14 protein-coding genes and 1 riboswitch are annotated in these 12,749 nt (G+C 60.2%); of the genes, 10 read left to right on the top strand and 4 right to left on the bottom strand.

What is annotated here, in order from left to right; all coding sequences use genetic code 11:
- The first annotated feature begins 26 nt into the window (after positions 1 to 26).
- Positions 27 to 920 (top strand): alpha/beta fold hydrolase, encoded by an 894-nt coding sequence (locus tag CQ009_RS04780; protein ID WP_105705035.1) that lies wholly within the window; start codon positions 27 to 29, stop codon positions 918 to 920.
- 210 nt (positions 921 to 1,130) lie between these two features.
- On the opposite strand, the gene map is transcribed toward CQ009_RS04780, so the two are convergent.
- The 3 genes from map to CQ009_RS04765 form a co-directional block, all read right to left on the bottom strand.
- On the bottom strand, positions 1,131 to 1,922 hold the full coding sequence (gene map / locus CQ009_RS04775; RefSeq protein WP_105705034.1) for a type I methionyl aminopeptidase: 792 nt from the start codon (positions 1,920 to 1,922) through the stop codon (positions 1,131 to 1,133).
- Positions 1,919 to 2,146: a ParD-like family protein gene (locus CQ009_RS04770; RefSeq protein ID WP_007918027.1), complete on the bottom strand. Its 228-nt coding sequence runs from the start codon at positions 2,144 to 2,146 to the stop codon at positions 1,919 to 1,921. Before CQ009_RS04770 ends, map begins: the two co-directional genes overlap by 4 nt.
- Positions 2,147 to 2,210: 64 nt before the next feature.
- On the bottom strand, positions 2,211 to 3,068 hold the full coding sequence (locus CQ009_RS04765; protein WP_064392985.1) for a LysR substrate-binding domain-containing protein: 858 nt from the start codon (positions 3,066 to 3,068) through the stop codon (positions 2,211 to 2,213).
- A 109-nt stretch (positions 3,069 to 3,177) separates the two neighbouring features.
- On the opposite strand from CQ009_RS04765, the gene phnD reads away from it, so the two are divergent.
- The 7 genes from phnD to phnX all read left to right on the top strand — a co-directional run bounded on the left by phnD (position 3,178) and on the right by phnX (position 10,064).
- A complete protein-coding gene (gene phnD / locus CQ009_RS04760; protein ID WP_105705033.1) occupies positions 3,178 to 4,044 on the top strand; it encodes a phosphonate ABC transporter substrate-binding protein in 867 nt (288 codons plus the stop codon).
- Positions 4,041 to 4,832 carry a phosphonate ABC transporter ATP-binding protein gene (gene phnC / locus CQ009_RS04755; protein WP_064392986.1) on the top strand — a complete coding sequence of 264 codons (792 nt, stop codon included), beginning with the start codon at positions 4,041 to 4,043 and terminating at the stop codon, positions 4,830 to 4,832. The genes phnD and phnC overlap by 4 nt, the downstream gene beginning before the upstream one ends.
- A 2-nt stretch (positions 4,833 to 4,834) precedes the next feature.
- Positions 4,835 to 5,653, top strand: a complete 819-nt coding sequence (gene phnE / locus CQ009_RS04750) for a phosphonate ABC transporter, permease protein PhnE (protein ID WP_105705032.1) — start codon at positions 4,835 to 4,837, stop codon at positions 5,651 to 5,653.
- Between the two features lie 110 nt (positions 5,654 to 5,763).
- Positions 5,764 to 6,855, top strand: coding sequence for an iron-containing alcohol dehydrogenase PsrA (gene psrA, locus CQ009_RS04745; RefSeq protein WP_105705031.1), 1,092 nt, complete (start codon positions 5,764 to 5,766; stop codon positions 6,853 to 6,855).
- A 131-nt stretch (positions 6,856 to 6,986) separates the two neighbouring features.
- Positions 6,987 to 8,282, top strand: a complete 1,296-nt coding sequence (locus tag CQ009_RS04740; protein WP_064392989.1) for an MFS transporter — start codon at positions 6,987 to 6,989, stop codon at positions 8,280 to 8,282.
- Positions 8,283 to 8,292: 10 nt separating this feature from the next.
- Positions 8,293 to 9,162, top strand: a complete 870-nt coding sequence (locus CQ009_RS04735; protein WP_105705030.1) for a LysR substrate-binding domain-containing protein — start codon at positions 8,293 to 8,295, stop codon at positions 9,160 to 9,162.
- A gap of 74 nt (positions 9,163 to 9,236) precedes the next feature.
- Entirely contained in the window at positions 9,237 to 10,064 is an 828-nt protein-coding gene (phnX, locus tag CQ009_RS04730; RefSeq protein ID WP_105705029.1) for a phosphonoacetaldehyde hydrolase, read from the top strand.
- 65 nt (positions 10,065 to 10,129) lie between these two features.
- Here the strand turns inward: phnX and CQ009_RS04725 are convergent, their stop codons facing one another.
- Positions 10,130 to 10,408, bottom strand: a complete 279-nt coding sequence (locus CQ009_RS04725; RefSeq protein WP_146117521.1) for a hypothetical protein — start codon at positions 10,406 to 10,408, stop codon at positions 10,130 to 10,132.
- An 8-nt stretch (positions 10,409 to 10,416) separates the two neighbouring features.
- Between CQ009_RS04725 and CQ009_RS04720 the strand changes: the two genes are divergently transcribed.
- Together CQ009_RS04720 and CQ009_RS04715 are read left to right on the top strand one after the other, a co-directional pair.
- Positions 10,417 to 11,352 carry a Ppx/GppA family phosphatase gene (locus CQ009_RS04720; RefSeq protein WP_105705027.1) on the top strand — a complete coding sequence of 312 codons (936 nt, stop codon included), beginning with the start codon at positions 10,417 to 10,419 and terminating at the stop codon, positions 11,350 to 11,352.
- 42 nt (positions 11,353 to 11,394) lie between these two features.
- Positions 11,395 to 11,589, top strand: a riboswitch (cobalamin riboswitch).
- Positions 11,590 to 11,732: 143 nt separating this feature from the next.
- The gene (locus CQ009_RS04715; RefSeq protein WP_105705026.1) at positions 11,733 to 12,746 is read left to right on the top strand and encodes an ABC transporter substrate-binding protein; all 1,014 of its coding nucleotides are present in this window, start codon (positions 11,733 to 11,735) and stop codon (positions 12,744 to 12,746) included.
- Positions 12,747 to 12,749: the final 3 nt, after the last annotated feature.

Raw genomic sequence — 12,749 nt, 5'->3', positions numbered from 1 at the left:
TTGCTCAACTCACTCGGAACAATTTCATGAACACCATGGCCGCAGCCTTCACCGAATCGATCCAGAGACAGGACATCGCCCTCATTGCCCGCGATGGTTATCCGTTGTCAGCCAAGCGCTACAGCGCGCCGGGCGCGGTCAAAGGCAACCTGATCATGGCCGGCGCCACCGGGGTGCAACAGCGTTTTTATCGGCGCTTTGCCGAGCATGCAGCGCGTCAGGGCTTCAATGTCCTGACCCTCGATTACCGGGGCATCGGTGAATCGAAGCCGGCTTCCCTCAAAGGCTTTGAGATGTCTTATCTGGATTGGGCTTATCAGGATCTGGCGGCGGCAGTGGATCTGCTAAGCCAGGAAGCTTTGCCGTTGTATTGGGTCGGCCATTCGTTTGGTGGTCACGCGATTGGTCTGTTGCCCAATCACCCCGCCCTGACAGCTTGCTACACCCTGGGCAGTGGCGCGGGGTGGAGCGGCTGGATGTCCCGAACCGAGGCCTGGAAAATCCGTCTGATGTGGACGTTTGTGCTGCCGGTGATTGTCGCCCGCAAAGGCTACATGGCCTGGAGCATGCTAGGCATGGGCGATGATTTGCCGCTGGGCGTTTACAACGACTGGAAACGCTGGTGCAAATTCCCCCACTACTACTTCGACGACCACCAGATGAGCCATCTGCATGCGCTCTACGCCGAGGTCACAACGCCATGCGTTTTCGCCACGTCGGTCGATGATCCGTGGGCGCCGCCGCGTTCGCGCGATGCGTTTGTCAAAGCCATGGTGAATGCGCCGCTGACATTGCTGGATCTGCAGCCGCCACTGGGCAGCAAACCGTACGGGCACATGGGTTACTTCCGTGAAAGCGCACAGCCGTTGTGGGATGAGGTGCTTGATTGGCTGCAAAGCGTCCCTGCACGCACCACATAACTTGTAGGAGCTGCCGCAGGCTGCGATCTGTTGATCTTGCTGTTAAAAACAAGATCAACAGATCGCAGCCTCGTTTCACTCGACAGCTCCTACAGGAGTGCATTCCAACTGTGGGAGCGAGCCTGCTCGCGAATGCGCTGTGTCATTCAATGTTGATGTTGACTGACACGGCGTCTTCGCGAGCGAGCTCCCACAGAGGGTTTATGGTGTTTAGGTGATCGGGGAATAGCCTTCGATTTCATCCGGCCATGCAGTGAGGATTTCGAAGCCCGTCTCCGTCACCGCCACCATATGCTCCCACTGCGCCGACAACGAGCCATCCTTGGTCAGCACCGTCCAGCCATCGGGCATGTTCTTCACATGGCGCTTGCCGGCATTGAGCATCGGCTCCACGGTAAAAATCATCCCGGCCTTGAGCTTCATGCCCTGATCGGGAAAGCCGTAATGCAGGATTTGCGGTTCATCGTGATAGACCTTGCCGATCCCGTGCCCGCAATACTCACGCACGACGCTTAAGCCTTCCTTTTCCGCCAACGTCTGGATCGCGTGGCCGATATCGCCCAAGGTGGCGCCCGGCTTGACCACGCGAATCCCCGCGCACATGGCGTCATAGGTAGTCTTGATCAGATGCTGCGCCTCGGGTGTTGCCTCGCCGACCACGTACATGCGGCTGGTGTCGCCGAACCAGCCGTCCTTGATCACCGCGATGTCGAGGTTGACGATGTCGCCATCCTTCAACGGCGTGCCCGACGGAATGCCGTGACAGACCACATCATTGACCGAGGCGCAGACGGTTTTCGGAAAGCCGTGATAACCGACGTTGGCCGGCACTGCTTTTTGCACATTGACGATGTAGTCGTTGCACAGTTGATCGAGCTGATCAGTGGTGACGCCGGCCTTGACGTGTGGCACTAGCATCGCCAGCACTTCAGCGGCGAGTTTGCCGGCAGCGCGAGATTGCGCGATGTCGGCCGGGGTGTTGATCTTGATCTGGTTTCTCATGCGCTGACGGCTTCCTGAGTCAGTTGTTGCAGATCCAGCCCGCCGTTCTGTTCGGCGCGGATCAGCAAGCGGCAAATGGCGCTGTGGTCGAGGTTGGGATGCAGTTCGGCGAGCATGCCGATGCGCATCCAGTGCTCGGCCTGCGCGTTGATCGAGCGGCTGAGGGCGTTGCTGGAGATACGCAGGTTCTCGTGCATGTCCTCTGAAATCTTTACGATGCCCATATATGGATCCGATACGATGTGTATATGGAACGTATATTAGCCAAGCCTTATGCGAAATTGCAAATCAACCCAGCGCCGCGTCGAAAAACGATGAGATGAGCCGACTGGAACGCCGCTCGGCCAGACAATACAAATACGTTTCCGTAAACAGCTCCTCGCCTTCGATTCTGATCGTGCGTATTTTGGGGTCAGCAATAAACTCCGCTTCCGACACCACACCCAACCCCAACCCACGCACCACCGCTTCCCGCAACGCCTCACGACTGCCGATTTCCATGGCGATGCGCGGTTTGACCTGCGCCGCATTCAGCGCCTGCTCCAGCACCAGCCGCGTGGTCGAGCCGGGTTCGCGTTGCAGCAAACGCTGCCCTTCCAGTTCCTCCAGCCGCACGCTGCCACGATTGGCCAGCGGATGCTCATGGTGCGCAAACAAGATGATTGCGTGCCGCGCATAACGCACTGAACTCAACGCCGGATCATCCTGACGCCCAGCCAACACGGCGATATCTGTCACGTAATTTTCCAGATCCGACAACACTTGCGCCGAGTTGCCGACGCGGATCGACACGTCGATGTTCGGATGCTGTTGCAAATAACTGTCGACCATCTCGATCACATGAAACGGCCCCACCGCACCGACCTTGAGCTGGCCGCTGTCGAGCCGCCCGGAATCACGCATCAGGTTATGCGCTTCCAGTTCCAGCAGGGCGATGCGCTGAGCGATAGGCAGCAGTTGCCGACCCACATCCGACAACTCGATCCGCCGCCCACGCCGGTGGAAAAGCTCAACATTGTGCTGACGTTCCAAGGCCTGCACCTGAGTGGTCAGGGTCGGTTGGCTCAAGCCTGACGCCCGCGCCCCGGCACTGAAACTGCCGTGGCGGGCGACGGCGAGAAAGGCCCGCAACTTAGCGCTCGACATCCATAGACTCCATCAATAGTTAACTGCCGTTTCCCATATTGAATTGATTGAATGACTGTCACGTGACAGACCTAGCCTGTGGCAACTCCCAACCACACCGTGGAATGCCATGAAAACAATTAACCAGTTTCTGCGTGCCGCCAGCCTTGCCGTACTTGCCTTGAGTGCCAGCCAGGTCTGGGCCAAGGACAAACTGACCATTGGCCTGATCCCTTCGGAAGACTCCCAAGCGATGATCGAATCGAGCAAACAAGTGCTCGACGATCTGCAAGCCAAAATCGGCATGCCGGTGGTGCCGTTCGTGGCCACCGACTACAACGGCATCATCGAAGCGCTGCGCTCGGGCAAACTCGACGTCGCGTACCTCGGGCCGTTCTCCTACGTGCTGGCGACCTCGGTGGCGGACGTCGAAGCGTTCTCGGTGGCGGTGACCAAGAAGACCGGCCAGAGCGCTTACAAAAGCGTGATTCTGGCACGCAAGGACAGCGGCATTCATTCGCTGGCCGACCTCAAGGGCCATACATTCGCGTTCGTCGACCCGAGTTCGGCATCCGGTCATCTGTTCCCGAAAGCAGGATTGGAGCAGGCAGGGTTCGCCCCGGACACGCTGTTCAAACGGGTGATTTTCTCCGGTTCCCACGACGCCAGTATCCTCGCGGTCGAGAACAAGAAAGTCGACGCCGCCGCCGTGGCTGACCGCATCTTTGCCAGCGCCGTGGCCAAAGGTGTGGTCAAGCAGGATGACTTCGAAATTGTCTGGAGTTCCAGGCCGATCCCCGAATCGCCGATGGTCTGGCGCAAGGCGCTCGATCCGCAACTGAAGAAGAAAATCGCCGACGCGCTGGCTTCGATCAAGGACGTGCCGTGGGGTGATCAGGGCGTGCTCAATGGCTTCCAGCCCACCACCGACGCGTCCTATGACGTGGTACGCGAAACCGCCAAGGTGCTCGATCTCGATTTGCGGAGCATGAAATGATCAGCATCCGTCAATTGACCAAGCATTACGGCAGCAACCCGGTGTTGCGCGGCATCGACCTTGACGTCGCTGCGGGCGAATTCGTCGTGGTGCTCGGTCAGTCGGGCGCCGGCAAATCGACTTTGCTGCGTTGCATCAATCGCTTGGCGCAGGCCGACAGCGGCACGTTGAACGTGGCCGGCATCGACGCCCTCGCCTGCCCTGATACCAGCGTTTTGCGCCGTGAAGTCGCGATGATTTTTCAGCACCACAACGTCGTGCCGCGCCTGAGCGTATTGAAGAATGTGCTGACCGGGCGCCTCGGTTCCGTCGGCACCCTCGCCTCGATTCTGCAACTGTTTCGCCGTGACGATGTGGCGCTGGCAATGCAATGCCTGGAGCGCGTCGAACTGGCGCACAAGGCTGGTGAGCGCACCGATTCGCTGTCCGGCGGGCAGAAGCAGCGCGTCGGCATTGCCCGCGCCTTGGCGCAGCGGCCGCAGGTGATTCTGGCCGATGAGCCGATCGCCAGCCTCGACCCGAAAACCGCGCGACTGGTGTTGCAGTACCTGCGCGATGCCACCCGCGAACTGGGCATCACCGTGCTGTGCAATCTGCATCAGGTCGAATACGCCCGCGAGTTTGGCGACCGCGTGGTCGGCCTCGCTCACGGCAGTCTGGTGTTCGATGGCCAAGCGTCGAGCATGACCGAAGCGGATCTGGCGCGAATCTATCCGGGGCAATCCACAGAGTTCTCCGCTGACATCCCGACGCCCACCCTGTCCTACCGCGCTGCCTCGAGGGCCTGAACATGCAATCGCAAAACTATCAGTGGGTCGGCGATCGTCCGCGTGGCCCGCGCAGTTGGCTGACTACGGGCGCCGTCGTCCTGATTGTGCTGTGGACACTGAACTGGAGCGCGCAAGGTGCTCAACTCAGTCTCGGAGAACTTGCAGCGGGATTGCCGCAAATCGGTGATTTCCTTTCACGCACCTTCCCACCGGACCTGAGCATTCTTCCGCGTCTGGTCGCGCCAGCGGTGGAAACCTTGCAGATCGCCATTTGGGGCACCCTGCTCGGCGTGTTGCTGGCGATTCCGCTGTCGTTTCTCGCGGCGCGTAATCTGAGCCGCAATCGTTGGCTGTTTCACACCACGCGTCAGGCGCTGAATTTCACCCGCAGCATCAACGAACTGATCCTCGCGCTGATCTTTGTCTCGGCGGTCGGCCTCGGCCCGTTCCCCGGTGTATTGGCATTGGCGCTGCATGGCCTGGGCATGCTCGGCAAGTTCTTCGCCGAGAGCATCGAAGAGATCGACCAAGGCCCGATTGAAGCGCTGCAAGCGACCGGTGCCCGGCCGCTACAGGTGATCGTGTTTGGCGTTTTGCCGCAAGTCATCACCGCGTGGATTGCCGTGATTCTGTACCGCTTCGAGGTCAACCTGCGCTCGGCCACGGTGCTCGGCATGGTCGGCGCTGGTGGCTTGGGTTTCGAACTGGTGAGCAGTCTGAAGTTGTTCAAATATCAGGAAACCGCGACCTGCATCATCGTTATCACCTTCATGGTGATCGTCGCCGACGCCATCTCCAGTCGCCTGCGCGCGGCTATCCAGAGCGGTTCGGCGCGCTAGCGCAAAGCGGCTATCGGCTGAGCCGATTCAAACCTGCGATTTATCGATTTGTACCGTTGTCGACCGCCATCGAGTATGTGGCCACACGACAACAACAAGAAGGATCCACCATGACTGCCCGTTTTCAGAACCCCGTCGATACCCGCTTCGGCTGGGGCAGCCTGCAAGACCTCGCCGCCATCACCGAGCAACAGCGCGTCGCCCTCGTAACCTTCCCTGAAGCCCGAGGGCTGGGCTTGGTGGACCGTTTGCAACGCTTGCTCGGCGAACGTCTGATCTACATTGTCGAAGACGTCCAGCCCAACCCCGACGTCGGCCATCTGCGCAGCACTTACGAGCATTTCTGGCAGCACGCCGGCGAATGTGACGTGGTACTCGCCGTGGGTGGCGGCAGCGCCATCGACACCGCCAAAGCGTTGATCGTCGGCACCGAATCCGGGCATTTCGATGAACTGTTGGCGCTGCTGGCGGCCGGCAAACCGTTCACCCCGGCACGCTGCAAACAGTTGATCGCCGCGCCGACCACCGCCGGCACCGGCAGCGAAGTCACGCCGTGGGCGACGATCTGGGACAGCGCCAGCCAGAAGAAATACTCGCTGCACCTGGACTGCACCTGGCCGCGCGTGGCGATTATTGATCCGCAACTGATGCTCACCGTACCGGCCAGTGTCACCGTTTCCACCGGTCTCGATGCGTTGTCCCACGCGCTGGAAGCGATCTGGAACGTCAACGCCAACCCGGTCTCCGACACCTTCGCCATTTCTGCGATTGAGGACATTCTCGAATGCCTGCCCCGTTTGCACAAAGACCTGTCGAGCCAAGAGTTGCGCACGCGCATGGCACTGGCCGCACTCAAGGCCGGGCTGGCGTTTTCCAACACCAAAACCGCGCTGGCGCATTCGATTTCCTATGAGATGACCTTGCGCCACGGCTTGCCCCACGGCATCGCCTGCTCTTTCACCCTGCCGTTGGTGCTCGGCTTGGCTTGGGGTCATGACGCAACACGTGACCGCATCCTGCAACGGGTATTCGGCGAAGATCTGCTCACTGCGCAACAGCAATTGCGCGAGTTCCTGCACAGCCTCGGGGTAAAGACCGAGTTTGCCGATTACGGCGTCTCGGCCAAGGACGCCGAAGACATCATCCACCTCGCGATGCAGGGCGCGCGCGGCAAGAACTTCATCGGTTCACAAGCCGCCTGACCTCGCCCGCAACCTGAACGACCCAAGCACAGCCGGCGGCGTACAACGCCGCGGTGATTTCCTGCCGCACCAAAAAAGAGTGCACCCGCCGACGACAAACGGCGGGAACCCACAACAATAAGGAAAAGATCATGAATCGTGCCGAAACAATGCCTGGTCTCGCCGTCCGTTCTGCCTCGTTCCGGGTCGCGCAGTGGCGCATGCTGCTGGCGGCGATGTTCTGTTACCTGTTTTTCTACACCGGGCGGCAGACCTTCGGTTTTGCCATTCCGGGGATTCAGGCCGAGTTCGGTTTGAGCAAGGAGACCCTCGGATGGGCGTCTGCTGCAATGCTCTGGGCCTACGCGATTGGTCAGGCGATCAACGGCAACCTCGCCGACAAGTTCGGTGGCCGGCGCATCATGACCCTCGGCGCAGTGCTGTCCTGCGCGGCGAACTGGGTGACCAGTTTTGCCGGCGGTTTCACCAGTCTGATCCTGCCGTGGGGCGTCAACGGCTACTTTCAGGCCTTGGGCTGGGCGCCGGGCGGTCGGTTGATTGCGAATTGGTGGGCGGCGGGCGAGCGCGGCAAGGTCTATGGCTTCTACACTTTCGCCGCCGGTTGCGCGTCGATTCTGTCGTACGTCACCTCTATCGTCGTGCTCGAAGTGCTGCAACTGGAATGGCGCTGGATCTTCCGTTTGCCGGTGCTGCTGATGCTCGCCGGCGGGATCATTTTCTATCTGGTTGCCCGTGAACGGCCGCAGGATCTAGGCTTCGAACCGGTAGGTGATACTGGCGTGGCCAACGCCGACGACAAACATCAGGAAGCCGCGCATGGCGAAGTGGAGACCTCGGCACAACGCTATAAAGCCGTGTTGAAGAATCCTCGTTTGCTGATCGCCGCGCTGTCACTGGGCTTTCAAAACGCGGCGCGCTACGGCTTGATCGTTTGGGTACCGGTGCACTTTCTCGGCGCTGACTGGAAAAGCGGTGACGGCATGATCGATCCGAAATGGATCACCGTCGCCCTCCCCGTCGGCATGGCAGTCGGTGCACTGAGCAACGGCTGGGTGTCGGACAAGTTGTTCGGCTCCAAGCGGTATCTGGCGATCATGCTCTACATGTTCCTCGGCGCCGCGACCAGCCTGTGGATGTGGAGCCTGCCGCCGCACAGCGTGATCGGCCTGGTGGCGTTGTTCCTTTGTGGCTTCTTCGTCTACGGCCCGGCCTCGAGTTTCTGGGCGCTGTGCCCGGATCTGGTCGGTGCCAAACGCGCCGGTACGGCGACCGGGATCATGAACTTTTCGTCCTACCTGTTCGCCGGATTGGCCGAGCCACTGATCGGGCGTCTGCTTGACACCACGGCAAACACGTCTCTCATCTTCATAGTGGTCACCAGCGCCTGCCTGTGCAGCGCGGCAGTGGCCTTGTTCATTCGACGCTGACGGGGCTTGCATGTACCAGTATCACAAGTGGTTGCGTTCGTTCCATGCGGTGGCCAAGACCGGCAGTTTTACCCTTGCTGCCGAGTTTCTCAGCGTCGGTCAGCCGACCGTCAGCGAGCAGGTCAACGCGCTGGAAAACACCTTCTCGGTCGAGCTGTTCCATCGCCGTGGACGCTACATCGAAATGAGCGCCGCCGGGCACAAGCTTTACGCAATCACTCAAGGTTTGTTCGGCCAGGAAGATGAAGCGGTGCAACTGCTGCAGAGTTTCAAGCAACGCAAAAACGGCATGCTGCGGCTCGGCGCGGTATCGCCGCCAATCGCGATGAACCTGACCTACGAACTGATGCAGCGACATCCGGACATTGAACTGGAAACCTCGTTTTCCTCGGAAAAGGACACCCTGGCGCGGCTGTTCAACTTCGACATCGACGTGGCGATTCTGGCTTTGTCGGAATTCGATGAGCGCTTCCATACGCGGCTGTATCACCGTTATCCGATCATCGCTGTGGTGCGCGATGACCATCCGTGGGCCAGTCAGGCGCAGGTACACATCAACGAAATCAGCCGCGAAAAATGGGTGATGCGCGAGCAAAGTGCGCGCACCCGCCAACTGGTGGAAGAAAGCTGCAAGCGCCTCGACATCGAGCTCAATTGCGTCATGCAACTCAACAGCCGCGAAGCCATCGTCCACGCCATCGTCAAGGGCATCGGCATCGGGTTTGTCTCGGCCGTCGAGTACGCCGAAACCCCGGGTACCACGCCAATTACGTTTGTCGACCACCCGTTCTTTATCGAATACCACCTGTGCTGCCTCGGCATTCGACGGAACCGGCCAGTAATTGCCGAACTGTTTGATGCGAATCCACCGCTGACCTGATCAGCACTGACCCTTGAACCGCCTACCTCATCACCGAGGGACGGTCCACGCTTACCTGAAAACGGAGATTGACCATGCAGTACCAACAACCGACTCACCTGCAAGCCGCGATCCTCGACTGGGCCGGCACCGTTGTCGATTTCGGCTCGTTTGCACCGACGCAGATATTCGTCGAGGCCTTTGCCGAGTTCGGCGTCGCCGTGTCGCTGGAAGAAGCGCGCGGGCCGATGGGCATGGGCAAGTGGGATCACATCCGCACCCTGTGCAACCTGCCGCAGATTGCCGAGCGTTATCGTGCGGCGTTCGACCGCTTGCCGAGCGATGACGATGTGACGGCGATCTACGAGCGCTTCATGCCGTTGCAAATCGAGAAAATCGCCCTGCATTCGGCGTTGATCCCGGGCGCACTCGAAGCCATTGCGGCGTTGCGCAACAAAGGTTTGAAAATCGGTTCGTGCTCCGGTTATCCGGCGGTGGTGATGGCCAAGGTCGTCGAACTGGCGCGGGAAAATGGCTACGTCGCTGACCATGTCGTCGCCACCGATGAAGTGCCGAATGGCCGGCCGCATCCGGCGCAGGCCTTGGCTAACGTGATTGCCTTGGGCATCGATGACGTGGCCGCGTGCGTCAAGGTTGATGACACCTGGCCCGGAATTCTTGAAGGGCGTAGCGCGGGGATGTGGACGGTGGCGTTGACCTGCTCGGGGAATGCGTTGGGGCTGACCTATGAGCAGTTCAAAGCGCTGCCATCGGATCGACTGGCGGAAGAACGTACGCGGATCGGCAAGATGTTCGCGCCTTCACGTCCGCATTACCTGATCGACACCATCGCCGAGTTGCCTGAGGTAATCGAAGACATCAACGCACGCCTGGCGCGCGGCGAAACCCCGCAAGCCTGCTGACGCATCCCCCTTACCCCTGATCGTTCCCACGCTCCGCGTGGGAATGCATCCCGTGACGCTCCGCGTCACTGGACGCGGAGCGTCCCTAGAGGCATTACCACGCGGAGCGTGGGAACGATCAGTTCGCGGCATTGCCAAATCGCGGGCAAAAAAAAGCTGCCAAAACCGGCAGCAAAAACTTTAAGAACACGCGATGTATTGGCCTCAGCATAGACGCCGGATAATGACAGTGTCATGACAGCCGAAAATTCATTCAACCGCCCCTGCCCCGTCATCAGGATGTCATCAAGATCACGGCAGAATCCTCGCAAACCGTCTTGAGCCTCGCGACGGATGCTCTGCAAGGATTCCCATGAAAGACGACGCCTCGCTGTTTGCCGCCATCGACCTGGGTTCGAATGCCTTTCGCCTGATGATCGGCCAATCGGTGCGCTGTCGAAAGGGCTTGCAGATTCAGGAAGTGAAAACCCTGCGAGAACCGGTGCGTCTGGCCGAGGGTTTTGACAGCGGCGTGCTGGATGCGTTGGCACTGGATCGTGGCTGGCAGGCGTTGGCGCGGTTCGGTAAAAAACTGCGCGGTTTCGAGGCCGGTCGGGTTCGCGCGGTGGCAACCAGTGCAGTGCGTGAAGCGGACAATGCGCAACTTTTTCTGGCCAGCGCCGAACGGCATCTGGGCTTTCCCATCGATGTCATTTGCGGCCATGAAGAGGCGCGGCTGGTCTATGCCGGCGTGACTCACGCCTTGCCGAGCGCCGCAGACATGCGCCTGGTGGTCGACATCGGCGGCGGCTCCACCGAGCTGATCCTCGGCCAGGGTTCACAGCCGTTGCTCACCGAAAGCATCGCCATCGGCAGCGGCACGCTGAGCACGCGGTTCTTTCGCGGCGGTGATCTGTCCGCCGGCGCGCTACAGGAAGCCGAACGCTTCGCCATCCTGCAGTTTGAAAGAGTTGCACGACGCTACCGTGCTCAGGGCTGGCAGCAGACCATCGGTTCCTCCGGCACCGCACGCATGCTCGCCAAAGTGCTCAAGGCCAATCGTCTCAACGACTTCGGCCAGGACGGCATCACCTACGGCGGGCTGCTGCGCCTGTCGCTGCTTTTGTTGAAAGTGAACAACGTGCAACAGCTCAAGCTCGCCGGCCTGCAACCGCATCGTCAAAGCATTCTGCCCGGCGGTCTGGTGTTGATGCTGGCGGCCTTCAAAGTGTTCGGCATTGCGCAGATGGTGCCCTCCGAACCGGGCCTGCGTTTAGGCGTGCTGCACGGTTTGATGAGCCAACACTAATCTTCGCCACGGCAGATTCGTCTCCCCTTCAGCGGCTCGATCGACTACCATGCCGCCGCCGGTTCCCGAACGGGAATAATAGGGAATCCGAGGTGCTTGCTCAGCACTGATCGGAACTGCCCCCGCAACTGTAGGTGCCGAGCCTGCTCCACGACTGCCACTGGGTGAATCCCGGGAAGGCCGGAGCCAGGCGATGACGCATCAGTCAGGAGACCTGCCGGCACAGTGACTACTAACCGGCGGGGTGTCCGGGAAGGACATCGTGCCGTGCGCGTCTTTGTTTGATGACCGGCCTTGCGCTGTTTTCCTGACCGCGTTCGATGGTGTGTTTCCCGACCGTACTCTCCCGCTCCCCGTACGGTTCCCTCGGAGACTGCCCCATGCTGCTGCCCCGCATCGCCACCCTCATCACCGGCCTGACCCTTGGCGCCTTGGCGCAGGCGGCCCCGACGGTGTATCCGCTGACGGTCGAGAACTGCGGCAGCACCCTGACCTTCCAACACGCACCGACGCGCACCGTGACCATCGGCCAGGCCGGCACGGAAATGCTCTACGCCATGGGCCTGGGCGACAAAGTCGTCGGCACCTCGCTGTGGTTCAACAATGTGCTGGCCAAATACAAAGCCCAGGACGACAAGATCGAGCGTTTGGCTGACAACGAGCCAAGTTTCGAATCGGTGATCGGCAAGCGCCCGGAACTGGTCGCCGTGGAGCTGGAATGGATGGTTGGCCCGCAAGGCGCGGTCGGCACCCGCGAGCAGTTTCATGAATTGAAGATTCCGACGTACCTGCTGCCCTCCGATTGCGAAGCCAAGGACAACCTCGTCGGCGCCGACGGCACGCGGCTGGCACCGTTTCGCATTGATACGATTTACAAAAGCGTGAGCCAACTGGCGCAAATCTTTGATGTGCAGGATCGCGGGCAGCAGCTCAATGATCAGCTCAAGGCCAGCCTCGCCAAATCCATCGCCACCGCCCAGGGCAAACAGCTCAAGGACGCCAGCGCACTGGTCTGGTTCTCCAGCGCCGAAATGGACATCGAGCCGTTTGTGGCCGGGCACAAAGGCATTCCCGATTTCATGCTCAGCACCCTCGGCGTGCGCAACGTGGTGGAGTCCGATGAAGAGTGGCCAACGGTTGGCTGGGAAACCATCGCCAAGGCCAACCCGACCTTCCTGGTCATCGCGCGCATGGATCGTCGACGCTTCCCTGCCGACGACTATGAAAAGAAACTTGCCTTCCTGCGCAGCGACCCGGTGACGCGCAACATGGACGCGGTGAAACACAACCGCATCATCATTCTCGACGCCATGGCCATGCAGGCCAGCCTGCGCATGTTCGACGGCATCGAGCAACTGGCCACGGCCATCAACGGCTATGACCTGTCGCAATGAGTG

This window comes from Pseudomonas sp. MYb2 (genome assembly GCF_002979955.1).
GTDB lineage: Bacteria > Pseudomonadota > Gammaproteobacteria > Pseudomonadales > Pseudomonadaceae > Aquipseudomonas.
Note: the sequence above shows the minus strand (reverse complement) of the source record. Positions and strands in the feature narration are given on the sequence as shown.